Genomic DNA, 24,143 nt, shown 5'->3' with positions numbered 1-24,143 from the left:
CTCACCCTCACCCCCTGCTCCAAGTGCGGTGGCCACTTCGTCACCCACCCCCACGAGATCTCCAAGCACTTCGTCTGCGGCCTGTGCAACCCCCCCGCCCGCGCCGGCAAGGGCAAGGCCAGCGGCGCCCTCCAGCTGCACTGAGCCCGACCCTCGCGGGTCGGGCGGCCATGCTCAACGCGACAGCGTCGCGGCGTGGTGTCTCAGGTGGTCCTCGACGAAGCTCGAGATGAAGTAGTAGCCGTGGTCGTAGCCGGCATGGCGGCGCAGCGTCAGCGGCTGGCCGGCCATCACGCAGGCGGCCTCGAAGGCCTCGGGGTGCAGCTGCTCGGCCAGGAAGCGGTCGTCCAGGCCCTGGTCGATCAGGATGCCCGCCGGGTAGGGCGCTTCGGTCTGGCGCCCCATCAGCACCGACGCGTCGTGCTCGGCCCAGCCCGACTCCTCCTGGCCCAGGTAGCCGGTGAAGGCCGTGCGCCCCCAGGGGCAGCGGGTGGGAGCACAGATCGGCGCGAACGCCGACAGGCTGGCGAAACGCCCCGGGTGGCGCAGGGCCAGCGTCAGCGCACCGTGGCCACCCATCGAATGGCCGAACAGGCCCATGCGATCCCCGTCGAGGCCGAACTGGCCGATCACCTCCGGCAGCAGTTCCTCGAGCAGGTAGCTCTCCATGCGCCAGTGGCCCGACCAGGGCGCGTGGGTCGCGTCGAGGTAGAAGCCCGCGCCCACGCCGAAGTCCCAGTGCTGGTCCTCTCCGACCACGCCCGCTCCGCGCGGGCTGGTGTCGGGCATCAGCAGGGCCAGGCCCAGCTCGGCGGCCACCCGCTGGGCGCCGGCCTTCATCGTGAAGGTTTCCTCGGTGCAGGTCAGCCCGGCCAGGAAGGTCAGCAGCGGCACCGCCTGTCCGGCCAGCGCCTGCGCCGGCAGGAAGACCGAAAAACGCATCGGCAGGCCGATCTCGTGCGAGGCATGGCGGTAGAAGCGCTGCACGCCGCCGAAGCAGCCATGCTCGCTCAGGAGTTCGAGTCGATCGAAAGCCATGGTGCGCCGCTCCGTGTCAGAACTCGACCACCGAGCGGATCGACTCGCCGCTCTTCATCAGCTCGAAGCCCTGGTTGATGTCCTCGAGCCTGAGCTTGTGGGTGATCAGGTCGTCGATGTTGAGCTTGCCGTCCATGTACCAGTCGACGATCTTCGGGACATCCGTACGCCCGCGCGCGCCACCGAAGGCCGAGCCTTCCCAGTGGCGGCCCGTCACCAGCTGGAACGGCCGGGTCGAGATCTCGGCCCCCGCCTCGGCCACGCCGATGATGATGCTGCGGCCCCAGCCCTTGTGCGTGCACTCCAGCGCCTGGCGCATCACCTTGGTGTTGCCGATGCACTCGAAGCTGTAGTCGGCGCCGCCGTCGGTCAGCTGCACGATCGCGTCGACGATGTTGCCGCCGGCCGCCTCGATGTCCTTCGGGTTCAGGAAGTGCGTCATGCCGAACTTGCGCGCCATCGCCTCGCGCGCCGGGTTCAGGTCCACGCCGATGATCTTGTCGGCGCCCACCATCTTCGCGCCCTGGATCACGTTCAGGCCGATGCCGCCCAGGCCGAACACCACCACGTTGGCACCCGCCTCGACCTTGGCCGTGAACAGCACCGCACCCACGCCGGTGGTGACGCCGCAGCCGATGTAGCAGACCTTGTCGAACGGCGCGTCCGGGCGGATCTTGGCCAGCGCGATCTCGGGCACGACGATGTAGTTGCTGAAGGTCGACGTGCCCATGTAGTGCAGGATGGGCTTGCCGTCCAGGCTGAAGCGGCTGGTGGCGTCGGGCATCAGGCCCTTGCCCTGCGTGCCGCGGATCAGCTGGCACAGGTTGGTCTTGCGGCTCAGGCAGAACTTGCACTGGCGGCACTCGGGCGTGTAGAGCGGGATGACGTGGTCATCCTTGCGCAGGCTGGTGACGCCCGGGCCCACGTCCACGACCACGCCGGCGCCTTCATGGCCCAGGATGGCGGGGAACAGGCCCTCCGGATCGGCGCCCGAGAGGGTGTAGTAGTCGGTGTGGCAGATGCCGGTGGCCTTGATCTCGACGAGCACCTCGCCGGCCTTCGGGCCTTCGAGGTCGACGGTTTCGATGGTCAGGGGCTGGCCTGCTTGCCAGGCGACGGCGGCGCGGGTTTTCATGGGCTTCCTTGCTCGGGGATCGCGCAACCGGTTTGCGCGGCGAGCCGCATGTTAAGGCCGCAGCGGCCGATCCGTTGACTGGATCGGCCACGGACTGGCCGCGGATCGACACGGGAAAGCGACGTGGCGATCCTGGATCTTCAGGCCGACGGTTCGGCCAGCAGGATCTCCACGCGCCGGTTCTGCGCCCGGCCGGCCTCGGTGGCGTTGGACGCCCGCGGCTGGCGTGCGCCCTGGCCCTGCACCGTGACCCGCGAGGCGCTCACGCCGCGGCCGGCCAGGTAGTCGCGCACGGCCTCGGCGCGGTCGAGCGACAGCGGATCGTTGATCGCGTCGGAGCCGGTGCTGTCGGTGTGACCGACGATGGTCACGCGCACCTTCGGGTCGAGGTTGCGGCCGATCTCGTCGAGCACCGGGCGCATGTCGGGGCGGATGGCCGCCCGGCCGACGTCGAAGGAGAAGTCGCTCGGCACGTTGACCTTGAGCTGGTTGTCGGCCGTGCGGCCGACCTCGATGCCGGTGCCGGCGGTCTGGGCCTCGAGCGCCTTGCGCTTGTCCTCGAGGTGGCGCGACCACAGGTTGCCGGCCACCGCGCCGACCACGCCGCCCAGCACCGCGCCCTTGCCGGCGTTGGCACCGGAGACGGAGCCGATGGCCGCACCGGCGGCCGCACCGACCGCCGCGCCGGTGGCGGTGCCCCGCTCGCGGGCGCCCATCGATTCGCAGGCGCCCAGGCCCAGCGCCAGGCACAGGGCGGCCACGGTCAGGACACGGGTCTGCAGCAGAGGACGGGGGGCGCCGTCGGTGGTCGATCGGACAGTGGCAATGGAGTGCGTCATGGTCTGGGCCTGTGGAGGTGGGGAGTCGCCCGGGATGTTAGGCCCGGGCCCCGGGGGGGCCTGTCGGCCGACGGCCCCCGGGCGTGTGGGACTGCGCTGACAAGGACCACGCCCTGCCACGCCCTGCCACGCCTGGACGGCGCCGCCGGAGCCGGCCCGAGCGGATGCCGCGCCGATCGGGCACCATGCCGGCATGACGACCACCGACCCCGATCCGCTCGACCGCATCACCGCCCGGACCCTGGCCCACTACGACGCGCAGGCGCAGTCCTTCTGGGCCGGCACGCGGGACCACGACGTGAGCCAGAACATCGAGGCGCTGCTGCGCCACCTCGATCCGGCCGCCGCGCCGCACACGCTGCTGGACCTGGGCTGCGGCCCGGGGCGCGACCTGCTGACCTTCTCCCGGCTGGGCCACCACGCCATTGGCCTGGACGGCGCGGCCGAGTTCGTGGCGATGGCGCGGGCCCACAGCGGCTGCGAGGTCTGGGCCCAGAACCTGGTCGCGCTGGACCTGCCGGCGGGCCGCTTCGACGGCATCTTCGCCAACGCCTCGCTGTTCCATGTGCCCGGCCGCGAGCTGCCCCGGGTGCTGGGCGAGCTGCATGCGACGCTGCGTCCCGGCGGGGTGCTCTTCACGTCCAACCCGCGCGGCCAGGGCCAGGAGGGCTGGCAGGGCGAGCGCTACGGCGCCTACCACGACCTCGAGCGCTGGCGGCAGCTGCTGGTCGCCGCCGGGTTCATCGAACTGGAGCACTACTACCGCCCGGCCGGGCTGCCGCGGGAGCAGCAGCCCTGGCTGGCCAGCGTGTGGCGGCGCGGGCCGCCCGCCCGCTAGGACCGCAGGCGGTTCGGGTGCCAGTAGAGGAACTTGGCGTAGATGTCCACGTCCTTGGTCTCGCGCACGAACAGCAGGCCGATCACGAAGGTGGCACCGGCGATGACCACCGGATACCAGAGGCCGTGATAAAGGTTGCCGTGATCGGCCACCATCGCGAAGGCGATGGTGGGCATCAGCCCGCCGAACCAGCCGTTGCCGAGGTGGTAGGGCAGGCTCAGCGCGGTGTAGCGGATGCGGGTCGGGAACATCTCGACCAGCGCCGCGGCGATCGGGCCGTAGACCATCGTCACCAGCAGCATCAGCACGAACAGCACCGCCACCACGCCGACGTGGTGGATGCGGGCCGGATCGGCCTGGCGCGGATAACCGGCCTCCCAGAGCGCGTCGGGCAGCTGCTGCTTGCGGAAGTTCGAGATCTCCAGCAGGCTTTCGTCCTCGAAACGGTCGCCGCGGGCGTGCAGCCGGCCGTTCGGCGGTTCGAGCCGGGTCTCGCCGACCAGCAGCTGGGTCGGCAGGCCCGACGCCAGCGGCTCGAACCGGTAGCTTGCCGACAGCTGGGTCAGCGTGCGCTTGGCGATGTCGCAGGACGAGGTGAAGTCGATCTCGCGGGCGATCGGGCTGCCCTGGAAGGAACAGGTCATCGGGTCGGCCTGCAGCACGACCTCGACCCGCTGCTGCGCCTGCGCCAGCGCCGGGTTGGCCAGATGCGTCAGCGCCTTGAAGAGCGGGAAGTAGCTCAGGCAGGCCAGCAGCAGGCCGGCCAGGATCACCGGCTTGCGGCCGATGCGGTCCGACAGCGCCCCGAACAGCACGAAGAACGGCGTGCCCAGCAGCAGGGCGGCCACCAGCAGCAGGTTGGCGGTGGTCGCGTCGACCTTGAGCACGCTGGTCAGGAAGAACAGGGCGTAGAACTGCCCCGTGTACCAGACCACCGCCTGCCCGGCGACCAGCCCGAACAGGGCCAGCAGCACGACCTTGAGGTGGCGCCACTGGCCGAACACCTCCTTGAGCGGGGCCTTGGAGCCCTTGCCCTCCTCCTGCATCTTGCGGAAGGCCGGTGACTCCTTCATCGACAGGCGGATCCACAGCGAGATCGCCAGCAGCACCGACGACAGCGCGAACGGCAGGCGCCAGCCCCATTCGGCGAAGGCCGACTCGCCCAGCAGCTGGCGGGTCAGCATGATGACCACCAGGGCCAGCAGCAGCCCGACGGTGGCGGTCGTCTGGATCCACGCGGTGTAGGCGCCGCGCCGATGCTGCGGCGCGTGTTCGGCCACGTAGGTGGCCGCCCCGCCGTATTCACCGCCCAGCGCCAGGCCCTGCAGCAGGCGCAGCACGACCAGCGCGATCGGCGCGAGCACGCCCGCCACCGAATAGGTCGGCAGCACGGCGACCAGGAAGGTCGACAACCCCATCAGCAGGATCGTCACCAGGAAGGTCTGCTTGCGCCCGACCATGTCGCCCAGGTGGCCGAACACCACCGCCCCCAGCGGGCGGATGATGAAACCGGCCGCGAAGGCCAGCAGCGCGAAGATGAAGGCCGCCCCGGGATCGAGCGCGGTGAAGAACTGGCGCGCGATGATCGTCGCCAGCGCGCCGTAGAGGTAGAAGTCGTACCACTCGAAGATGGTGCCCAGCGACGACGCCAGGATCACCCGGCGCTCGTCGGCCGTCATCGCGGTCGAGGCCCCGGGCGATTCGTCACGGAGCGGAGAGCGGAACAGGGAAGACATGCGGTGGACTCCTGCCGTGACCCCCGGCCGGCAGGTCCGGTCCGGGCATCAGCGGCCATGGTGAGTTTGAGTGAGGTTCAGTGAGGTGGACAAGGAACGGACGCCCGGCTCAGCGGCGACCGCTGCCGAGCACGGCCAGCAGCCCGCGGGGATCGAAGCGGGTCGCCTCGGGCAGGGCCTCGGCCGCCGCCATCGCCCGCGACAGGATCTGCTGAGCCCCGGCGGCACCGAAGGCGTCGACCAGCGCTCCGTGCACCAGCCACACCAGGCGGGCGAGCTCGTCGGCCGACGCAGGCAGCTGCCAGTCGTGCTGCAGCGCGCGGCCCCAGCCGGTGCGGTACTGCTGGCGCAGCGGTGCGCTCAGCTCGACCGCGTCGAGCCGGCCCAGGGCCTCGGCGCGCACCTCGTCGAGCGCCTCGCGATGGAACTGGTAGACCTCGGCCACCAGGCTGCACATCAGCGCCCCGAACAGCACCGGGGGTTCGGCGGGCAGCGGCGTGGCGGCCACTTCGGCGGCCCTGGCCGCCGCGAAGGCCGCGGCCACCGGCGCGATGACGGGGGCGACCGGCACCGGGGCGGCGGCCGGCGCGCGGGCCGCGGGTGCCGCCGGAGCGGCGCCCGGCACGGTCGGCTGCGCTCGCATCGCCTGCATCAGCGGCCAGGGGTCGAAGGGCAACCGGTCCTCGGGCTCACGCTGCAGCCGGAACAGCTCGCCATAGAGTTTCTTGACGGTCGCACCGTCGAACAGGTGGCGCCGGGCCACCGCATCGACGAAGGCGATCAGGTCGCTGACCTGATCGCCACGCTGGGTCTCGTGCTGCAGCCACAGCACCTCCATCAGCGCCTCTTCATCCAGCAGCGGGGACAGCGCGGCGACGGTGGCACGCCGGCGGATCGATTGGGGCGGCGCGGCCATCGTCAGGCGACACCACGGAAGGCCGGCCGTCGGCCGCAGGAGAGCGTGTATCGCATCAGCAGGGCAATCATGTGTTCTTGTGTTCTTGTGTTCAGGACAGGAATCCGGGGTGCGGGCGAGCCATGCACCGCATGACATCACTTCGAAACGGCGAAGTTCATGCGGTATTCCCGAGTTTCCACTGAAGCAGGGGGTGCGCCTACCCGGAACTGCCCGTAACCCGGGGCAGCGCCTGGCGGTACGCGCCGGGGCTGACACCGGTCCATTTCTTGAATGCGCGGTGGAAGGCGCTGGTCTCCTCGAAGCCCAGCCGCTCGCCCACCGCCGCCACCGACAGCCCCGGCTCGCCCTGGCCCAGCAGCTGGAGGGCGAGGTCACGGCGCAGGCCGTCGCGCACGCGCTGGTAGCTCTGGCCCTCGTCACGCAGGCGGCGCTGCACGGTGGTGACCGACAGGTGCAGCGTGGCCGCCAGCGCCGGCAGGTCGGGCCAGTCCGCCGGGGCCAGCGGGCGCAGGCGGCGGCGGATGCGGGCGCCCAGGCTGCCGTCGTCGCGCCAGCGCACCAGCAGGTTGGCCGGGGCACCACGCAGGAAGACCCGCAGGGCGGCCTCGTCCTGCCGCACCGGCCGGGCCAGCCAGGCGGCGTCGAAGGCGATCCAGCTGCGCGGCTGGTCAAAACAGGCCTGCTCGCAGAACCGGACCCGGTAGTCCGCCGCCGCCGCGGGTTCGGGGCCGGCGAACCCGGCCTCGAGCAGCGGCATGCGGCGCGCCACCAGCCAGCAGGCCAGGCCGTGCACCAGCATGAAGAACGTCGCCCGGGCGAACATGCGCGGCGGGTCACCGACCTCGTGCAGCACGATCCGGGCGCGGCCATCCCGGCACTCCAGCGTGGCGTGCAGGTCATCGAGCACCAGGCGCAGGAAACCGAGCATGCGCTGCAGGGCCTGCTCCAGCGTCGTGCTGCCCAGGACGCTGTGGCACATCAGCCGGTAGCTGCCCCGGCGCATCGGATGGCGGTCCATGCCGAAGAACTCGTCGTCCATCTCGTCGGCCAGCGCCGACCACAGGCGGGCATACGACGCGGCCGACACGCGGGCGCGGTCCGACGCCAGCAGGTCGGGGCGGATGCCCGCGCGCCGCAGCAGCGCGTCCGTGTCGTGGCCTCGCGCCCGCGCGCCCTGCAGTGCCTCGCGCACCAGGGTGATGCCGATCGAGCCCTTGTCGGCATCGGACAGCAGGCCGCTGACCGGCGGCGGAACGGGCGATGGAGCGGACGCGGGCATGGAGACTCCGGCAGAAGGACGGACGCCCACGATAACCGCCGCCCACACGGGTGGCCCGGTTCTGGCTTGAGGGTCGGACCCGGCTGCCCGGATCGGCAGCCCGCACCAGACCACCAGGAGTTCCGATGAAGCTGATCACCGCCCTGATCAAGCCGTTCAAGTTCGATGATGTGCGCATGGCGCTGGCCGACGTCGGCATCCAGGGCATGACCGTGACCGAGGTCCGGGGCTTCGGCCGACAGCAGGGCCACACCGAGCTCTACCGGGGGGCCGAGTACGCGGTGGACTACCTGCCCAAGATCCGGCTCGAGATCGCGGTGGAGGCGGCGCTGTGCGACCGGGTGATCGAGACCATCCAGAAGTCGGCCCGCACGGGCCGGATCGGCGACGGCAAGATCTTCGTCAGCACGCTCGACGACGTGCTGCGCATCCGCACCGGCGAGACCGGCACGACGGCCGTGTGAGCGCCAGCCGGCTCAGCTCGAGGGGGTCCAGCCCGGCAGGTCCAGCGTCTCCAGTGCCGCCAGCGGCACCGGCTTGCTGATGAAGTAGCCCTGGATCTCGTGGCAGCCCTGGGCGGCCAGGAAGGTCAGCTGCCCTTCGGTCTCCACCCCTTCGGCCACCACCCGGATGTCGAGGCCACGGGCCATGCCGATGGCCGCCTGCACGATGGCCGCGTCCTGGCGGTCGTCGGGCAGGCCACGCACGAAGGAGCGATCGATCTTGAGCGCATCGACCGGAAAACGCTTCAGGTAGGCCAGCGACGAGTGGCCGGTGCCGAAGTCGTCGATGGACACCCGGCAGCCCAGCGCACGCAGGCGCACGATGGTGGCGATGGCCGCCTCGACGTCCTGCATGATGCAGCTCTCGGTGATCTCCAGCTCCAGCCGCTGCGGGCACAGGCCGGAAGCCTCGAGCGCATGGATGACCTGCTCGTCCAGGTTGGCCTGGCGGAACTGCCGTGCCGACAGGTTGACCGCCACCGAGGCGTCCCCGCGCCCGGCCCGCTGCCAGGCCACCGCCTGGCGACAGGCCTCGCCCAGCACCCATTCGCCGATCGGCACGATCAGCCCGGTCTCCTCGGCCAGCGGGATGAACTCGAGCGGCGAGACCAGGCCGATGACCGGATGCTGCCAGCGCAGCAGCACCTCGAAGCCGGTCAGCCGGCGGGTCGCGGCCTCGAGCTTGGGCTGGTAGTGCAGCACGAACTCGCCGCGGTCCAGGGCCCGGCGCAGGTTGACCTCCAGCGACAGGCGCTCGAACGCGCTGGCGTTCATCGGCTTGTTGTAGAACTTGAAGCAGTCGCCGCCTTCGCCCTTGGCGTGGTACATCGCGCTGTCGGCGTTCATCAGCAGCGTGCCGGCGTCCTCGCCGTCGAGCGGGTAGACGGCGATGCCCATGCTGGCGGTGACCACCACGTCCTGGTCCTGCAGCCGCAGCGGCTGGCGGGTCACGTCCAGCAGGCGCACCGCCAGCTTGGCGGCCTCCTGGGGCCGCACCAGGTCGCAGACCATGACGGTGAACTCGTCGCCACCCATGCGGGCGAAGCTGATCGCGTCGGCATGGGCGCCGAAGCGCGACACCACGTCCTCGTGGCGCAGGTTGTCGGTCAGGCGGGCCGCCACCTGGCGCAGCAGCCCGTCACCGGAGCCATGGCCGAAGGAGTCGTTGATGCGCTTGAAGTTGTCCAGGTCGAACAGCAGCACCGCCACATGCAGCCCGGCCCGGCGCGAGCGCGCCAGCGCCTGGCCGAGGTCGTCGCTGAAGTGCTGGCGGTTGGGCAGGCCGGTGAGCGTGTCGTAGTAGGCGAGGTAGCGGGTGCGCTCCTCGCTGCGCTTGAGCTCGGTGACGTCGAGCACCGTGCCCGACACGACCGCAGGGCCCACGCGTGCGGCCGGATCGTCACGCCGCACCCCCACCTGCAGCACGACGTGGCAGGCCGTGCGCTCGGCCGAGCCGATGCGGCATTCCATGCGGGCGCTCTCGCCGCTGACCCGCACCTCGGCCAGGCCGCTGCGCACGCGCTCGCGGTCGTCGGGGTGGAAACAGGCCAGCATCACCGGCATCGACACCTTCGTGCTGTCGTCGGGCAGGCCGAGCAGGCGCCGGCTCATGCCGGACAGCTCGACCCGGTCGAGCTCGGTCCACCAGTCCCAGTGACCCAGCCGGGCGGCCTGCTGGGCCGCCAGCAGGCGGATCTCGTTGGTGGCCAGGTCACGCAGCGCCTGGCTGGCCCGCAGCATGTAGCGCACCCGGTAGGCCAGCACCGGCCAGCGCACCGGCTTGCTGATGAAGTCGGTCGCACCGATCTCGTAGGCCCGGTGGATGGACGCGACGTCGTCAAGGCCGGTCATCATCAGGATGGGCACGTGCCGGCCGGCCGGATGCGCACGGATCGCCGCGCAGGCCTGGTAGCCGTCCAGGCGCGGCATCATCACGTCCATCAGGATCAGGTCGGGCGCGGCCTCGCCGAACGCGTCGACCGCCGCCTGCCCGTCGGCGACGGACAGCACGCGAAAGCCCGCGTTCTCCAGCGTGCGCGTGGCCAGCAGCCGGTCCATCTCGCTGTCATCCACCACCATCAGGCACGGTGGCGGGCTGTTGTCCTGGCTCATGCGCCGATCCTTGGTGACTCCACGGGCGACACGCCGGTGCACTCGGAGATCACCTGGCAGACCTGGTGAAACTCTTGCTTCAGCTGATGCACCAGCGTGGCTTCACAGAGTTCTTCGGCCGTTCGGGCCCGGTTCTCGACCCCTCGAACCCGGGAAGACAGTGAAATAGCACCGACCGTGGCACTCGACGAGGCCAGGGTGTGGGCCGCGAAGACCAGCGCGGCCAGATCCGTCGCCCGCACGGCCTGCTCCATCGCCTCGAGCAGCGTCGCGCCATCGTGGAAGAACAGCCGCAGCATGTGGCTGACCAGCGAGCCGTCCGGATCCATCGCGCGGATCTCGTCCAGCACCCGGACATCGAAGACCGGCAGCACGGCCGCCTCGCCCCCGTCCGTCGCTGTCGCCGGCTCAGGCACCGGCATCGGTTCGGGTGGTCGGGGCAGCCAGTGCTGCAGCGTGGCCCGCAGGCCCGCACCGGTGAAGGGCTTGCTGAGGTAGTCGTCCATGCCGGCGGCCAGGCAGCGTTCGCGGTCCCCGTGCAGCGCGTTGGCGGTCAGCGCGATGATGGGCAGGTGCTGCGTGCCGGACTCGGCCGCACGCAGGCGCCGGGTGGTCTCGAAGCCGTCGATGCCCGGCATCTGGCAATCCATCAGCACGGCATCGAAATGCTGGTCGGCCGCCAGCCGCAGGGCCTCGTGGCCATCGTGGGCGAGCACGGCCTCGCAGCCCATGTGGCCCAGCAGCGCCATCGCCACCTGCTGGTTGACCGGCGTGTCCTCGACCAGCAGCACCCGACCCGACAGCCGGGCCGCCACCGCCCCGGGCTCGACGGTGTCCGAGCCGGCCGCCCATTCGACGACCGTGCCCGGCGCGACGGCCACCGTGGCCCGGAGGGCCGCGAGCAGGTCGGCCTGCCGCACCGGCTTGTTCAGCGTCACGCTGATGCCGGCGGCCCGGGCATCGCTGATCTCCGTGGCCGAGGTCAACGAGGTCAGCATCAGCAGCCTCAGGCCGGCGAGCTGCGGATCGCTGCGGATGACGCGTGCCAGGTCGATGCCGTTCATGCCAGGCATCTTCATGTCGATCAGCGCCAGGTCGAACGGCTGACCGTGGGCGGCGCAGTCGCGCAGGATCTGCAGCGCCTGCAGGGCGTCGCAGGCGCTGGCGCGCCGCAGGCCGAAGGACTCGATCTGGTGCTCGAGGATGGTGCGGTTGGTCGGATTGTCCTCGACGATCAGCGCGCGCAGGCCCTGCACGTCGGCCGACACCTGGCGGGGCAGGGCCGGCGCCACCGCCATCGGCAAGTCGAACCAGAAGGTCGAGCCGGCGTCGGGCACGCTGTGCACGCCGATCCGCCCGCCCATCAGCTCGACCAGCTCGCGCGAGATGGCCAGGCCCAGGCCGGTGCCGCCGAACTGCCGGGTGGTCGAGCCGTCGGCCTGGGAGAACGCCTGGAACAGGCGCGCGGTCTGCTCCGCATTCATGCCGATGCCGGTGTCGCGCACCTCGAAGCGGATGTGCGCCTGCACGCCGTCGCCGGGCGCCGACAGGCGGGCCTCGAGGATCACCTCGCCGGTGCGGGTGAACTTGACCGCATTGCCCACCAGATTGGTCAGCACCTGGCGGATGCGGCCCTGATCCCCGCGCACCGCCGCCGGCAGGGCCGGATCGAGCCCGCAGATCAGCTCGATCCCCTTGCGGTGGGCCCGCTCGGCCAGCAACGTGGCCACGTCCTCGAGCATCGTGCGCAGGTCGAAGGCGAGCACCTCCAGCTCCATGCGACCGGCCTCGATCTTCGAGAAGTCGAGGATGTCGTTGATGATGCCCAGCAGCGCCTCGCCCGACTGCTGGGCGGTGCGGGCCAGGCGGGCCTGCGTCGGATTGACGTCGCTGCCCAGCAGCAGCTCGATCATGCCGAGCACCCCGTTCATCGGCGTGCGGATCTCGTGGCTCATGTTGGCCAGGAACTGCGACTTGGCCCGGCTGGCCGCCTCGGCCGCATCCTTGGCCACGCGCAGCTCGGCCGTGCGGGCCTCGACCTGCATCTCCAGCTCGTCGCGGTGCGCCTGCAACTGCCGGCCGCGCAGCACGATCTGGTCGAGCATCTCGTTGAAGCCCTCGACCAGCGTGCCGATCTCGTCCTGGCGGCTGCCGCTCACGCGCAGCGAGAAGTCATGGTGCTCGCTGACCTGGCGGGCGGTGCGGGCCAGCTCGATGATGGGGTCGGCGATGTCCCGGCGGGCGCGGGCCGCGGCCAGCAGCGAGATACCGAAGGCCACCAGCGACAGCAGCGCCGTGAGGCCCATCTGGGCGAGGATGTTGCGCCACATGTCGTACAGGCCGGCGCGCATCTCCAGCTCGCCGACGACCTCGCCGTCGAGCGACACCGGCAGGCGCAGGGAGATCTGCTCGTCGAGCCAGGCGGCGGGCAGCAGCACCGACGGGGGCCGCTCGACCGGGCGCACGTAACGCGCCAGCTCCGTGCCGTCGGAGCGGTGCAGCACCGCCTCGACCACATTGGACTTGACCTGCAGCGCCGCCAGGGTCTCGCCGGCGGCACGGGCGTCACCGAAGGCGAGCGCGGCCCGGCTGTTGATCGCCGTGACGCCCATCAGCGTCTCGAGCTGGGACTGGGTCTCCATCCGGTCGTTGGCCACCTGGGTGAGCGCCGAGGCGAGGTAGGCCAGCAGCAGGGCCCCACCGACCGACAGCGTCATCAGCAGGCCGAGCCGGCGGCCCAGGGAGGTCTTCTTCGATCCGGTCATGGCTGGCGCCCCCTGATCGCCCGGGCCAGCCGCAGCAGCTGCGAACTGAGCTTCAGGCTCGATTGTTGAGCCACCTCGGCATTGATCTCGAACTGGATGCGACCCGCGGAGGCCACCAGCCCGATCACGCCGCCGACCTCGGCGAAGCCGTCGGCGTCTCCGATGGTGAGCACCGGCAGCCCGCGGATCAGGCGCAGCACCTCCGACTGGCGACGCTCGTCGACCTCGGTGAAATAGACGATGTGGCAGGACCGCCATTCATCGGCACGGGCCGGGCGGTGCACGGTCATCGTGCGGCCCTGCACGCTGCGGCCTTCGATCGCCTGGGCGACCAGCCCGGACGCATCCGCCGCCACCAGGCACAGCGTCAGCTGGTGGCCACCCGGTGCGGACGCCGGCCACTCGGTGAACTTGGCGAAGTTGTAGACGAAGCCGGCCTTGACCGCCGCTTCGGACGGCTGGGCCTGCAGCGCGCCGCCCACCGGCCTCAGCAGGCAGCCGATCAGCAGCAGACGCAGCAGGAACCGCTGTCGCGGGCCCGGGGGGCACATGTCGGATCCTCAGAACTGCAGCCGGGCCTTGAGGTGCACGCTGCGCGGAATCTGCATGTCCTGGCTGGGCAGCTGGTCGGAGGCGTATTCGGCGTGCTGGCGATGCAGCAGGTTCTGCCCGGCCAGGGAGAGCTCGAGCCGCGGAGTCACCCGCCAGGCCAGGCGCAGGTCGAGTTCGGTGTAGGCGGCGATGCGGGTCGCGGGCAGGCGGGTCACGTGGCGCAGCCAGCCGTCGACCTGCCAGTCCGGACCCAGGTCGAGCGACGAGCGCAGCGACAGCTGGTTGCGCGGATTGGTGCCCTCGGCGTCGATCGCCGACGCGTCGTTGGCCGGATCGCCGTTGCGGCTGGCCCCCACATCGAGCCAGGTCCAGGCGCTCTGGAGACGCCAGCTGGGCGTGACGTGCCAGTCAAGCGCCACTTCCACCCCGGTCTCGCGGGCCTTCAGCGAATTGCTGGTGGTGCTGTTGTAGCGCAGGTAGGAGGGATAGGGCGAGCCGCCCTCGAACACCGGCTCGGTGCCCAGCGACCGGCCCGCGCGCAGGTCGCGGTAACGCCCGTGGAAGGCCGCCACGTCCAGCGACACCGCCGGCGCCAGCAGCGTGCGGTAGCCCAGTTCCAGCGCCACCACCGATTCGGAATCCAGGTCCGGATTGGCCGCGGTGTAGGCCACCAGCGGCATCGGCGTCGGGTTGCCGGCCGACATCGGCGGCAGTACCGCCAGCGTGGCATTGACACCGAGTTCGGCACGCGACGGCGTGCGGGCGGCGCGCGAGACGGCCGCCCAGACGCTCTGCGTCGGGCTCAGCGACCACAGCGACCGGAGCTGCGGCTGGATCTCCAGGCCGCTGTAGGTGCTCTGCTCGAACTTGCTGCCGATCACCACCTTCCAGGTGCCCGGCATCACGGTGATCTCGTCATGCACGAAGGCACTGAACAGCTCGGCCGTGCGGCGCTCGGGCCGCAGGTCCACCGGCACGCCGGCACTGCGGATGTGGTCGCTCGAACGGCGATAGCCCAGCCCCCAGATCACGTCCTGGCGTTCGTCCGGCGACAGCCGATGCTGGAAGTCCAGGTCGACCGTGCTGCGGTCCTCGGTCAGCACCTCGGGCAGGCTGATGTGGCTCTGGTCGATGTAGCCCTGCAGCGAGCCCTGGGAGCCATCGCCGAAGGTCCACTCGTGCCGGCCCAGCAGGTGGGTGCCGCGGTTGACCTGGGAGGTGGGCGTCGCCGCCACGTAGGGTGCCGTCAGCTGGGGAATCAGCAGGATCTGCCCGGCGCTCGTGTCATGGATCTGGCCGATCAGCCTGGACTGGGTGGCATCGGACTCGCGGTCCAGCCGAAAACCCGCCCGGGCCGCCTGCAGGGCGTCCGCGCCGCGCTGCTCGCTGCCGTGCAGCGCCGCCTTGCGGTCGCTGGCCCTGGCCCAGAGGCGGAAATGGGTGTCGTCGTCGACGCGGGCACCGTGGCGCACGGTGACGATGCTGCGGTTCTCGTCCCCGGCCAGTGCGGTGACCAGCGTGTCCTGGGTGCGCCGGGCCGATCGGGTGATGATGTTGATGATGCCGTTGACCGCATTGGCCCCCCAGAGCGCCGCGCCCGAACCGCGGATCACCTCGATGCGATCGATGTCCTCCAGCGGCAGGTCCTCGGCTTCCCAGAACACGCCGGAATAGAGCGGCGAGTACACGCTGTGGCCGTCGACGAGCACCAGCAGCTTGTTGGCGAAGCGGCCGTTGAAGCCGCGCGCCGAGACCGCCCAGTGGCTGCTGCTGATGCGCGCCACCTGGAGACCTGGCACGGCACGCAGCGCCTCGGGAATGCTGGTCGCGCCGGAGCGCTGGATGTCGTCGGCGGTCAGCACGAAGGCGGCCGCGGCGGTGTCGGTCAGCCGCTGCGTCTTGCGCGACACCGTGGTGACCTCCATGTCCATCAGCGCCTCGATCGACAGCTGCGTGACCTCGAGCTCGGCTGCGGCCTGCGCCGGCAGGCCGCAGAGGCCGCCCAGCAGGGCCAGGGCCAGCCGCAGCGGCTTCAGGGGACGGACGGGGGCGGGAACAGGCAGCTCGGACACGGTTTCATCCAGGACGGGGAAGTGGATGGCACCGATGATCGTGGGGGGATGGTGCTGGCGAAGCCCGGATGTGCGGCGTGGTTTCCCGCCTGATCGCACGGCGGTGGTGCGCGCGCGACAATGGCGCCTTCAGGAGGGATCCATGCCCACACGTCGCGAAATGCTCGGCCGCAGTGCCGCCCTGGCCAGCCTCATGGGCGGACTCGGCCTCCTGCCCGCACCCGCCCAGGCCCTTTACGCCAGCGCCGCCTTCGAGGCCGCCAGCGTGGCCGGGGTCGTGCGGGCGCTGGGCCTGTCCGCGCCGGTCGAGAGCCCGCAGGTCGCGCTCCAGGCGCCGGACATCGCCGAGAACGGGGCCGCGGTGTCGCTGGGTTGTGGCACCACGCTGCCCGGCGTGCGCCGGCTGCTGCTGCTCGTCGACAGGAACCCCAGCCCGCTGTGCGCGATGTTCGAGGTCAGCGACCGGATCGAGGCGTCCTTCGGCCTGCGCGCGAAGATGAGCCAGTCCAGCGACGTGCTGGCCGTGGCGATCATGGCCGACGACCGGGTGTTCTACGCCCGCAGGCATGTCGAGGTCACGCTGGGCGGCTGCGGCGCCTGAGCCCCCGAGAGGAGCAGACGATGAGCGATGCGATGCGCATCCGTGCCCAGGCCGTCGGCGACCGGACCACCGTCCGGGTGCTGATGAGCCACGAGATGGAGAGTGGCCAGCGCAGGGACGAGACCGGCGCACCGGTCCCGGCCTGGTACATCCGCGAGGTGAGCGCCGAGCTCGAGGGCCGCACCGTCATGACGGCGCAATGGGGACCGTCGGTGTCGAAGAATCCCTTCCTGCAATTCGACATCAGGGGCGCACGGCCGGGCGACCGGGTCCGCATCACCTGGATCGACAACCGCGGCGAGCAGCGCAGCGACGAGGCGATCGTGCGCTGAGTCCGGCTCAGCCCAGCATGTCGGCCCGGATGTTGCGGGCCCAGGCGTCGGCGTGATGCCCCTCGAGCACCGACCGGGCCGCGGACACGCCGCCCGAGCCCGGCACCGGCACGAAGCTGCGCTGGTCGGCCCGGTACTCGTGCACGCTGGCCACATGGATCGCCTGGGTGTCGTCGACGAAGCTCAGGCAGACGTTGCTCAGCATCGGCTGCGGATTGACCCCCAGCCCGGACAGCTCGGCGACGATCGCCGCCGCGGCCACCTTGGCCTGGGCATTGGCCATGTGGCCGGACTTGGGCATGCCCTGGGCGATCTGGATCGAGTCGCCGATGACGTGGATGTCCGCATCGAGCGTGGAGGCGAAGTTCAGGAAGTCGACCTGGCACCAGCGACCGTTGGCGTTGGCCAGCCCGGTGCGCACGGCCAGCGCGCCCGCGCGCATCACCGGCAGCACGTTGAGCACGTCGGCCCTCACGTCCTCCTGGACCTCCAGGCTCACGGTGCGGGTCTTCGCATCGACACCGGTCACCTTGTGCTGGGGCCGGTATTCGATCATGCCGGCGTGGAGCTCCTTCCAGGCGGCCTTGAACAGCGCGGCCTTGGACGTCACGTCGGGATTGGCATCGAGGATCAGCACCTTGGACCGGGGCTTGGCCTTCCTGAAATAGGCCGCCACCACGCAGGCCCGCTCGTACGGGCCGGGCGGGCAGCGGTAGGGCGCCTCGGGAACCGTGATCACGAAGGTGCCGCCGTCGGGCATGGCCTCGAGCTGGCGCCGCAGGGCCAGCGTCTCGGGGCCGGCCTTCCAGGCGTGCAGCACGAGGCCGGCGTCATGGGCCTGCCGCAGCCCGGGGGTCTCGTCCCACATCATGTCCACGCCCGGGGACAGCACCAGCTTGTCGTAGCCGATCACCGCACCGCCGGCGAGCGTGGCGGTCTTCTTGCGCGGGTCGATGCGCAGCACCAGGTCGTGGACGATGCGCACCCCGTGGCGGTCGGCGAGCCCGGTGTAGGGGCTGGTCAGATCGGCCATGCCACGCTGCCCGCCGATCACCAGGTTGGACACCGGGCAGGACACGAACCGGCGCTCGGGCTCGACCATCGTCACGTCGATCGTGCGGTCGGAGAACAGGCGCAGGTAGCGGGCCGCGGTGGCCCCGCCATAACCCCCGCCCACCACCAGCACATGGGCCCGGCCGGACGGGCGGGAGGTCAGGGAAGAACAGCCGGCCAGGGCGGACAGGCCGCTCGCCCAGGCCCCCCGGATCAGGACTCTGCGATGCATGGTGGCTCCCGAGCTCATCTCACGGCGGAAAAATAGGCGGCCAGCGCCTCCAGCTGCTGCGGCGAATAGCCCTTCGTGATCTGGTGCATGACCGTCGCCGGCCGCTGCCCGGAGCGGAAGGCCGTCAGCAGCTGCAGCAGCTCGTCGGCCGGACGGCCGGCGAGCCGGGCGGGCTGCACGCCATCACCGACGGGCAGACCATCGCTGCCATGGCACTGCGCGCAGGTGGCCGCCAGCGCCCGGGTGTACAGCCGCTGCGCATCGGCCGCCTGCAGCGGACCGGTCGCCACCAGCAGCAGCAAGCCCAGCGCCCGGGCAGCTCGCAGGCCGGCATGGCCATGGCGAAGGAACAGGAAGACGGACATGCTGGGCGCTCCCGAAGGGGAAAAGGTGCGGCAGGGGCTGGAACCGCCCTGGGCCGCTCGTCGCATGGTGCCCAAACATGCCGCACCGCGCAGGTCGTGGATATCCCTAGGTGCAGGTTGTCCACCACCCTCCCCCATCATCGACTGAAGATTACCGTAATAATCTTCAGTCAATAAATTGACGTCAAATCGATGCTCCAGATTGTGGTCATCGATTGAATTCCGGAAAATCAAGGACTTGCAACATGACTTCGACCCTGCGACTCGGCGTCCACCATTTCGCTCACCTGCGCGCCGTGGCCGAAGGCATGAGCATCACGACCGCGGCCGCGCGCTACCTCGGCGTCGAGCATGGCCATGAAGCCGGTCCGCGGCATCGTGCCATCGTGCTGCGCTTGCAGACCCTGGCGCGCCGGCGCGGCGACACCGCCTGGCGCCTGATCGGCATGACCATCCGGCTGCGCGACTTTTCCCAGCGTCCGAGCCTCGAGGCGTTCATCGCCGACCGCGATCTGGACGGATGGCGCGAGGATGAGGTCGCGGAGCTTTATCAGGAAGCCTATCCACCCGAACCCAAGGCAGAACGCCGCTGGCGACTGCGCGAGCGGCAGATGCGACTGCTGCGGGAACTGGAGGCCGAAGCGGCCCAGCAGGCCCGGCCATCCGACCGGATCGACGACTGGTTCGATCCCGCCTGCTCGAGGCGGCTGCAGAGCGCAGGCCTGCTGCGGCTGCAGGACCTTCTGGATCGGGTCGCGCCAGGCGGGCGCTGGTGGTCGGGCGTGCCCGCGATCGGCCGCACCAAGGCGCGTGGCATCGAGGCTTATCTGCGCACGCTGCTGCCTGCCGAGGCCGGCCGGCCCACCCGCCCGTTCGCCCTGCCGCCCGGGACGGCGGCCGCCACGCTGCCCTCCTCCACCCGATCCATCGGCACCGGACAAGCGGGCGCACCCGCGGCCTTGACACAGGCACGAACCGACGCCGAGGCCCTCGAGGCCTGGGTCCAGGCCAAGGCGGGCAGCCCGGCCACGGCGACGAGCTACCTCCGTGAGGGCCGTCGCCTGCTGCTCTGGCTGCACCAGGAACGCAGCAAGGGCCTGCACACGATGCAGGTCGAGGACTGCCTGGCCTACATGGCCTTCCTGGAGCACCTGCCTCCCCACTGGCTCTCGCACCGTCAGGCCACGCCGTTCAGCCCCGCCTGGGCGCCCTTTCGCGGCCAGCTCAGCGTGGCCAGCCGCCGCCAGGCCATCGTCATCCTCGGAGGCTGGTTCGACTGGCTGACCGGCACCGCCTACCTGCCCGGCCGCAACCCCTGGCTGATGGTCAACCGCCGCACGGCGGACGACCGTCAGCGCGACGAACTGCAGAGCCGCGCCTTCACCCCGGAGACCTGGGCCCGGCTGCTCCAGTTCATGGACGGGCAGGCGCCCACGGCCTCGCTGCTGCGCATGCGCTTCATCATGAGCTTCGTGGAAGCCACCGGGCTGCGCTCGTCCGAACTGCTGGAAGCCACGCTGGGACAGTTCCGCCGGCACCGCGGCCGCTGGGCGCTCCAGGTGCATGGCAAGGGGTCGCGCAACCGGGTCATCGCCGTGCCCGGCCAGGCCATCGGTGCACTCGAGCACTACCTGGCGGCGCGCCACCTGCCCCCCCTGGCCAGCGCCCCCGCCACCCTGCCGGTGCTGGCCAGCACCCGGGAGCCCCTGCAGGCCATCAGCTATTCGGCGCTGTACCAGACGATGAAGTCATGGCTGGCGCGGGCCGTCCGACATGCCGACCTGGATCTGCTCCAGCGCAGCGAGGCGCGGCAGGCGTCCCCGCACTGGCTGCGGCACACCTGCGGGACCCGTGCGGTGGAGCGAGGCACGCCGCTGGACGTGGTGCAGCACCAGTTCGGCCACAGTGACCCGCGCACGACGGCCCGCTACAGCCGCGCCCAGCTCGAACGCATGCAGGACCTGATGGAAGCCGCGTTCGACCGTTGATTCAAAATCTCAAGTCCATGATTTGGTTGAGATTTCATCTTCACCGTCCTCACGATCACCGCGCGGCATCCACACGCCCTCTCCAAACGCATCAGAACGCACGCCGAACCCGCCTGGCGGTGATCGCCACCAGGCCATCAGGGGTGAGTGGCGTCGGAACCACCAAGGCCTGCGACGGCGCCAGGGCCAGGAAGGTGCGTCACCCACCAGCGGCCCACCGGATCACCGGATGCGCAGAGCGGGCGGCACCGGCGCCACGGGTGCATGACCGGCCACGTGCCGGAATGGATCGCCTCGACGCCTGAAACGCTGCCACCTCCGCGGCAGCAGCGACAAGACCCGCCTCCAGAGCACTCCCCGCCTGCCACCCTCCCCCACGGCGAATGCATGCGGACTGAAGCGCCTCGGCACCGCTCCATGCTCATCCGATGAACGGGCAAGGACACGACCAGATGTTTGGAGAATTTTCGGGAGGCTCACGGGGCCACTGCCGGCCATGAGTTGGTGGCCGTCGCCACCAGGATCCCGACCTTCAAGGCGGCGAGGGACGAGATCCGCGAACCAGCGACCGTGTGCCAATCACGCACCCCCGACGCTCGGCCGGCAAACGCCCCAGAGCCGCGTCCTCCTGAGCACCCCTTGGCTGCAAGGGCAAGGGCAAGGGCAAGGGCAAGGGCAAGGGCAAGGGCAAGGGCAAGGGCAAGGGCAAGGGCAAGGGCAAGGGCAAGGGCAAGAGGCAGAGCTGCCTGCCTGCCTGCCTGCCTGCCTGCCTGCCTGCCTGCCTGCCTGGAGGATTTTCAGGATGCTTGGAGCACAGGTGCTGTGCCGATCCCGATGGACGATGAAATCAAGGGCAGGTGGAGGCCGATCAGTTCATCGGGGTGTTGAACGGTTCAACACCCCGATCTCGGCGTCCCTGGCATCGGAGCTTGCCACCCAGCAGGAGCGGCAGCCCGCAGACTCATCGGCTGAAGTAGGCCTCGAGGTGACGGGCGAACGCTTCCAGGTCAGCGGACTTCAGCCATCCTGCGTCGAGCTTCACCACGGTGCGGCCCCTCGAATCCATCGCCAGCTGGCCGATGCGTTCGCCCGCCTTGTCGATGGACAAGGCGGTGGGTGTTGAACGGTTCAACACCGGGCGCTCCTCCGATGAGGTCAAGGCCTCGAGCACCTGGGCGGCCGTCAACAGCTTCTTGGCCAGCTTGATCGCACGGGCACGGACCATCAGCCCTTCCGGGTCCTTCTGCAGGGCTTCCGACAGGGGCTGTGCCCAGCGGAACTGGATCTCCAGCGGGGACGGAAAGGCCTCGATGACCGCATCCGGCAGGCGGGCCAGGGCCAGGCTCTTGGAGACCATCGAGACGTCAACGTTGATGGCTTCGGCCAGCTTGCGCTGCGAGCCGTACAGTCCTTCATCGATGGCACGCTGGTACATGCAGCCCTGCTCCCAGGCGCTGAGATTCTTGCGATTGCGGTTCTCCCGCTCCATCGTCTCGAACAGCTCCTGATCGGTGGCGTCATCGACGATGGCCATCACCGGGATGCCCAGCTCCAGGCAGGCACGGTGGCGGCGATGGCCATAGATCAGCTCGAACTGTGGCACCGGATCCTGGCCGGTCCGCAGGCGGGCGCCACTGAGCGGGCGCACGCGGATGGGCTGCACATTGCCACCAGAGGCGCTGATCTCGTCCTTGAACTGCTGGAAATCCGGACCGTCGAAGGAGCTGACATGCCGGTTCGCCCACTTCGACAGCTGCACCAGTTCCGGCTGGAGGGAGAGCACCGGCGTCGAACCCTCGAGTTTCCTGATCTGCTCGCGCAGGGTGTCGGCTTCCTTGATCGCATCCGACTGCGACGACAGGAACTGCATCATCGCGCCAGGTGCGGTCTTGGCCTTCTGTTCGACCACTTCGGCCCGGGTGACGACGGGCTCTGCCGGCACCGTGCCGGGCAACTGGATCAGTCCGGCCTTTGCGGCCAGTCGTTTGCTCATGCTTGGCTACCTTTGCTGGATTTGGCCGTGGTGTTGAACCGTTCAACAGTCTTGGCCCGGGTCTTGGCCGCGGGGGCGGCCACCGGTGCAGGCGGCACCTGCTTGGCCCAGACAGCACGGATGGAAGCTTCGATCTGGCCCACGAAGTTGTCGTAGGCATCCCGAGCGCGCTTGAGCGTGCGGGCCGCGCCGTCGTACTTCGAGACGTCGTAGACCGTGCCGAACTCGGCAGCAGCGACCCCGATCACCGCCGTCTTCGGAATCTCGACCGGCAGCACCTTTTCCGCATAGGTCTGGCCGATCCATTGCCGCACCACATTGCTGGCCGGATCGGTGCCATCGACCCGGGACAGCAGCACGTGGATGAAGTCGAACTCCTTGGACAGGCCCCGCTCGGTCAGCAGGCTGGTGGTCAGGTCCGAGAAGAGGCTCCAGAACTGCGACGCCGAGGCGAAGTCCAGCGCATTGGGCGGCAGCGGCATGATGATGCCGTTGCTGGCGATGAAGGCATTGATCGTCGTGTAGCTCAGCGACGGGGGGGTGTCGATGATGATGGCGTCGTACTCGCCCCGCACGTCGTCGATGCCCAGATCCAGCACCCGCCAGAACTCGAAGCCCGGCTCCTTCGTCTGCCGCGCCGGCAGCGCGAACTCGGCGCCGAACAGCACCGGGGCGGCGGAGACCAGATCGATGCCGTCCCAGTAGGTCGGCCGGATCGCATAACGGATCGAGGTCTCGGCCCCCATCGTCAGCGGAAGGATGGTGTGCTGCTCGTCCACCTCGGTGTCGGGCAGGATGCCGAACAAGGTCGTCATCGAGCCTTGGGGGTCGGTGTCGATGACCAGCACCTTGTGCCCCAGCAGGGTCAGGCCCTGGGCCAGCGACACGGCCGTGGTGGTCTTGCTGACGCCGCCCTTGAAGTTGCCGATGCTGATCGTGACAGCCTCGGCCCCTTCCGGGCGCAGGTGCTCGGCTCGGTATTCGCGGATCCAGGTGCGGGCTTCGGCCAGGCTGAACTCGCGTCGCGAGCCGGACTGGTTCAACTTGCCTGCGGGCAGGTCACCGCGTCCGAGCCGGTGGTTCAGCGAGCCCTTCTCCACGCCGCAGAACGCCGCCAGTTGGCTGAGGTTGTAGAGCGGTGATGACTTGCGCGCCGACGGCGCCAGCATCACCTTGCGGATCTGTTCCATCATCGCGACGGCCCGATCGGCCTGATCCGCGATGTCTCCCAGGCTGATGCCTTTGGAGGGATGCATGAGCAATGTGTCCAACAGAAATCTCCAGGTGATTCGTCTGAAACGGATTTGACGGTAAAACGGATCGTGCCGTGAATTGTGTCAACGGCGGTTCGTGTTGGGAAGAAATTTGTGCCCGATCGGCCGTTCCAGGCTGCTTGCTGGGTGTTTTGCCTTTTTCTCAAGAAAGAAGCCGGGATTTAGACAATCTAATGCCTTTTATTCCTCTAATACCTTTAGAGCCGGAATATGTATTTGGAATCAATGACTTGAGTCATGTTGCGTGAGTGGATACAGGACCATCCGGAGCCTGTTCGGGAGCTGGAGTGAGGGCTTTCAGGGGATGGTGGAGTCTGCTCGGGACCTCAGGTGAGTGGACACGGGAGCGCCGTGCTCCGATCCTGCCGGCCCGCCTGAAGCGACCTGATGTGGCGGACTTTTGCCACTTTCGACCACCTCGGACCGTTTCCGGGCGTGTCGGTGTCGATCTGGCGTGAGTGTTTTCGGGAGAAGCTGCCCGGGCGATCCAGGGCCGTTCTTTCGCCTCAGGTGAGCT

At 69.8% G+C, this 24,143-nt stretch carries 20 protein-coding genes; 6 read left to right on the top strand and 14 right to left on the bottom strand.

Going from position 1 to position 24,143, the window contains the following annotated elements; genetic code table 11:
• Positions 1-144, top strand: a 144-nt coding sequence (locus C7444_RS17455; RefSeq protein WP_245909458.1) for a FlhC family transcriptional regulator, incomplete at its 5' end; no start/stop codon positions are given.
• Positions 145-174: 30 nt separating this feature from the next.
• Here the strand turns inward: C7444_RS17455 and fghA are convergent.
• The 3 genes from fghA to C7444_RS17440 form a co-directional block, all read right to left on the bottom strand.
• Positions 175-1,038 (bottom strand): S-formylglutathione hydrolase, encoded by an 864-nt coding sequence (gene fghA / locus C7444_RS17450; RefSeq protein WP_110402130.1) that lies wholly within the window; start codon positions 1,036-1,038, stop codon positions 175-177.
• A 16-nt stretch (positions 1,039-1,054) separates the two neighbouring features.
• Entirely contained in the window at positions 1,055-2,173 is a 1,119-nt protein-coding gene (locus tag C7444_RS17445) for an S-(hydroxymethyl)glutathione dehydrogenase/class III alcohol dehydrogenase (RefSeq protein ID WP_110402129.1), read from the bottom strand.
• Between the two features lie 140 nt (positions 2,174-2,313).
• On the bottom strand, positions 2,314-3,012 hold the full coding sequence (locus C7444_RS17440) for a YiaD family glycine zipper/OmpA-like lipoprotein (protein WP_110402128.1): 699 nt from the start codon (positions 3,010-3,012) through the stop codon (positions 2,314-2,316).
• Between the two features lie 193 nt (positions 3,013-3,205).
• On the opposite strand from C7444_RS17440, the gene C7444_RS17435 reads away from it, so the two are divergent.
• On the top strand, positions 3,206-3,850 hold the full coding sequence (locus C7444_RS17435) for a class I SAM-dependent methyltransferase (protein ID WP_110402127.1): 645 nt from the start codon (positions 3,206-3,208) through the stop codon (positions 3,848-3,850).
• Here the strand turns inward: C7444_RS17435 and C7444_RS17430 are convergent.
• From C7444_RS17430 to C7444_RS17420, 3 genes are all read right to left on the bottom strand, one after another.
• Positions 3,847-5,586 (bottom strand): MFS transporter, encoded by a 1,740-nt coding sequence (locus tag C7444_RS17430; RefSeq protein ID WP_245909617.1) that lies wholly within the window; start codon positions 5,584-5,586, stop codon positions 3,847-3,849. The genes C7444_RS17435 and C7444_RS17430 overlap by 4 nt on opposite strands.
• Before the next feature lie 109 nt (positions 5,587-5,695).
• Positions 5,696-6,502, bottom strand: a complete 807-nt coding sequence (locus C7444_RS20335) for a hypothetical protein (protein ID WP_170130788.1) — start codon at positions 6,500-6,502, stop codon at positions 5,696-5,698.
• A 199-nt stretch (positions 6,503-6,701) separates the two neighbouring features.
• Entirely contained in the window at positions 6,702-7,784 is a 1,083-nt protein-coding gene (locus tag C7444_RS17420) for an AraC family transcriptional regulator (protein ID WP_245909616.1), read from the bottom strand.
• A gap of 125 nt (positions 7,785-7,909) precedes the next feature.
• Here C7444_RS17420 and C7444_RS17415 point away from each other — a divergent pair, with 125 nt between their 5' ends.
• A complete protein-coding gene (locus tag C7444_RS17415) occupies positions 7,910-8,248 on the top strand; it encodes a P-II family nitrogen regulator (RefSeq protein WP_110402126.1) in 339 nt (112 codons plus the stop codon).
• A 12-nt stretch (positions 8,249-8,260) separates the two neighbouring features.
• On the opposite strand, the gene C7444_RS17410 is transcribed toward C7444_RS17415, so the two are convergent.
• The 4 genes from C7444_RS17410 to C7444_RS17395 are packed head-to-tail and all read right to left on the bottom strand — an operon-like array spanning position 8,261 to position 15,788.
• On the bottom strand, positions 8,261-10,399 hold the full coding sequence (locus C7444_RS17410) for a putative bifunctional diguanylate cyclase/phosphodiesterase (RefSeq protein ID WP_110402125.1): 2,139 nt from the start codon (positions 10,397-10,399) through the stop codon (positions 8,261-8,263).
• Positions 10,396-13,164 carry a response regulator gene (locus C7444_RS17405; RefSeq protein WP_110402124.1) on the bottom strand — a complete coding sequence of 923 codons (2,769 nt, stop codon included), beginning with the start codon at positions 13,162-13,164 and terminating at the stop codon, positions 10,396-10,398. Before C7444_RS17405 ends, C7444_RS17410 begins: the two co-directional genes overlap by 4 nt.
• Complete coding sequence (locus C7444_RS17400; RefSeq protein WP_110402123.1) at positions 13,161-13,715, bottom strand: YfiR family protein; 555 nt, start codon at positions 13,713-13,715, stop codon at positions 13,161-13,163. The genes C7444_RS17405 and C7444_RS17400 overlap by 4 nt, the downstream gene beginning before the upstream one ends.
• Positions 13,716-13,724: 9 nt before the next feature.
• The gene (locus tag C7444_RS17395) at positions 13,725-15,788 is read right to left on the bottom strand and encodes a TonB-dependent receptor plug domain-containing protein (RefSeq protein WP_110402122.1); all 2,064 of its coding nucleotides are present in this window, start codon (positions 15,786-15,788) and stop codon (positions 13,725-13,727) included.
• Between the two features lie 142 nt (positions 15,789-15,930).
• On the opposite strand from C7444_RS17395, the gene C7444_RS17390 reads away from it, so the two are divergent.
• Positions 15,931-16,389: a thiosulfate oxidation carrier protein SoxY gene (locus C7444_RS17390; RefSeq protein WP_110402121.1), complete on the top strand. Its 459-nt coding sequence runs from the start codon at positions 15,931-15,933 to the stop codon at positions 16,387-16,389.
• Between the two features lie 20 nt (positions 16,390-16,409).
• Positions 16,410-16,721: a thiosulfate oxidation carrier complex protein SoxZ gene (soxZ, locus tag C7444_RS17385; RefSeq protein WP_110402120.1), complete on the top strand. Its 312-nt coding sequence runs from the start codon at positions 16,410-16,412 to the stop codon at positions 16,719-16,721.
• 7 nt (positions 16,722-16,728) lie between these two features.
• Here soxZ and C7444_RS17380 read toward each other — a convergent pair whose 3' ends face one another.
• Positions 16,729-18,006: an NAD(P)/FAD-dependent oxidoreductase gene (locus C7444_RS17380; protein ID WP_110402119.1), complete on the bottom strand. Its 1,278-nt coding sequence runs from the start codon at positions 18,004-18,006 to the stop codon at positions 16,729-16,731.
• Between the two features lie 14 nt (positions 18,007-18,020).
• Positions 18,021-18,371, bottom strand: a complete 351-nt coding sequence (locus C7444_RS17375; protein ID WP_110402118.1) for a c-type cytochrome — start codon at positions 18,369-18,371, stop codon at positions 18,021-18,023.
• A gap of 245 nt (positions 18,372-18,616) precedes the next feature.
• Here C7444_RS17375 and C7444_RS17370 point away from each other — a divergent pair, with 245 nt between their 5' ends.
• Positions 18,617-20,359: a tyrosine-type recombinase/integrase gene (locus C7444_RS17370; protein WP_110402117.1), complete on the top strand. Its 1,743-nt coding sequence runs from the start codon at positions 18,617-18,619 to the stop codon at positions 20,357-20,359.
• Positions 20,360-21,320: 961 nt separating this feature from the next.
• Here the strand turns inward: C7444_RS17370 and C7444_RS17360 are convergent.
• Together C7444_RS17360 and C7444_RS17355 are read right to left on the bottom strand one after the other, a co-directional pair.
• Positions 21,321-22,352 carry a ParB/RepB/Spo0J family partition protein gene (locus C7444_RS17360; RefSeq protein ID WP_110402115.1) on the bottom strand — a complete coding sequence of 344 codons (1,032 nt, stop codon included), beginning with the start codon at positions 22,350-22,352 and terminating at the stop codon, positions 21,321-21,323.
• Entirely contained in the window at positions 22,349-23,608 is a 1,260-nt protein-coding gene (locus tag C7444_RS17355) for an AAA family ATPase (RefSeq protein WP_211317592.1), read from the bottom strand. The genes C7444_RS17360 and C7444_RS17355 overlap by 4 nt, the downstream gene beginning before the upstream one ends.
• Between the last annotated feature and the right edge of the window lie 535 nt (positions 23,609-24,143).

Source organism: Sphaerotilus hippei (assembly GCF_003201595.1).
GTDB lineage: Bacteria > Pseudomonadota > Gammaproteobacteria > Burkholderiales > Burkholderiaceae_C > Sphaerotilus > Sphaerotilus hippei.
Note: the sequence above shows the minus strand (reverse complement) of the source record. Positions and strands in the feature narration are given on the sequence as shown.

What these genes read in the sequence shown, in the direction of transcription:
- fghA (WP_110402130.1), bottom strand. Translation starts at nt 1,038, where the DNA reads ATGGCTTTCGATCGACTCGAACTCCTGAGCGAGCATGGCTGCTTCGGC.
- C7444_RS17445 (WP_110402129.1), bottom strand. Translation starts at nt 2,173, where the DNA reads ATGAAAACCCGCGCCGCCGTCGCCTGGCAAGCAGGCCAGCCCCTGACC.
- C7444_RS17440 (WP_110402128.1), bottom strand. Translation starts at nt 3,012, where the DNA reads ATGACGCACTCCATTGCCACTGTCCGATCGACCACCGACGGCGCCCCC.
- C7444_RS17435 (WP_110402127.1), top strand. Translation starts at nt 3,206, where the DNA reads ATGACGACCACCGACCCCGATCCGCTCGACCGCATCACCGCCCGGACC.
- C7444_RS17430 (WP_245909617.1), bottom strand. Translation starts at nt 5,586, where the DNA reads ATGTCTTCCCTGTTCCGCTCTCCGCTCCGTGACGAATCGCCCGGGGCC.
- C7444_RS20335 (WP_170130788.1), bottom strand. Translation starts at nt 6,502, where the DNA reads ATGGCCGCGCCGCCCCAATCGATCCGCCGGCGTGCCACCGTCGCCGCG.
- C7444_RS17420 (WP_245909616.1), bottom strand. Translation starts at nt 7,784, where the DNA reads ATGCCCGCGTCCGCTCCATCGCCCGTTCCGCCGCCGGTCAGCGGCCTG.
- C7444_RS17415 (WP_110402126.1), top strand. Translation starts at nt 7,910, where the DNA reads ATGAAGCTGATCACCGCCCTGATCAAGCCGTTCAAGTTCGATGATGTG.
- C7444_RS17410 (WP_110402125.1), bottom strand. Translation starts at nt 10,399, where the DNA reads ATGAGCCAGGACAACAGCCCGCCACCGTGCCTGATGGTGGTGGATGAC.
- C7444_RS17405 (WP_110402124.1), bottom strand. Translation starts at nt 13,164, where the DNA reads ATGACCGGATCGAAGAAGACCTCCCTGGGCCGCCGGCTCGGCCTGCTG.
- C7444_RS17400 (WP_110402123.1), bottom strand. Translation starts at nt 13,715, where the DNA reads ATGTGCCCCCCGGGCCCGCGACAGCGGTTCCTGCTGCGTCTGCTGCTG.
- C7444_RS17390 (WP_110402121.1), top strand. Translation starts at nt 15,931, where the DNA reads ATGCCCACACGTCGCGAAATGCTCGGCCGCAGTGCCGCCCTGGCCAGC.
- soxZ (WP_110402120.1), top strand. Translation starts at nt 16,410, where the DNA reads ATGAGCGATGCGATGCGCATCCGTGCCCAGGCCGTCGGCGACCGGACC.
- C7444_RS17380 (WP_110402119.1), bottom strand. Translation starts at nt 18,006, where the DNA reads ATGCATCGCAGAGTCCTGATCCGGGGGGCCTGGGCGAGCGGCCTGTCC.
- C7444_RS17375 (WP_110402118.1), bottom strand. Translation starts at nt 18,371, where the DNA reads ATGTCCGTCTTCCTGTTCCTTCGCCATGGCCATGCCGGCCTGCGAGCT.
- C7444_RS17370 (WP_110402117.1), top strand. Translation starts at nt 18,617, where the DNA reads ATGACTTCGACCCTGCGACTCGGCGTCCACCATTTCGCTCACCTGCGC.
- C7444_RS17360 (WP_110402115.1), bottom strand. Translation starts at nt 22,352, where the DNA reads ATGAGCAAACGACTGGCCGCAAAGGCCGGACTGATCCAGTTGCCCGGC.
- C7444_RS17355 (WP_211317592.1), bottom strand. Translation starts at nt 23,608, where the DNA reads ATGCATCCCTCCAAAGGCATCAGCCTGGGAGACATCGCGGATCAGGCC.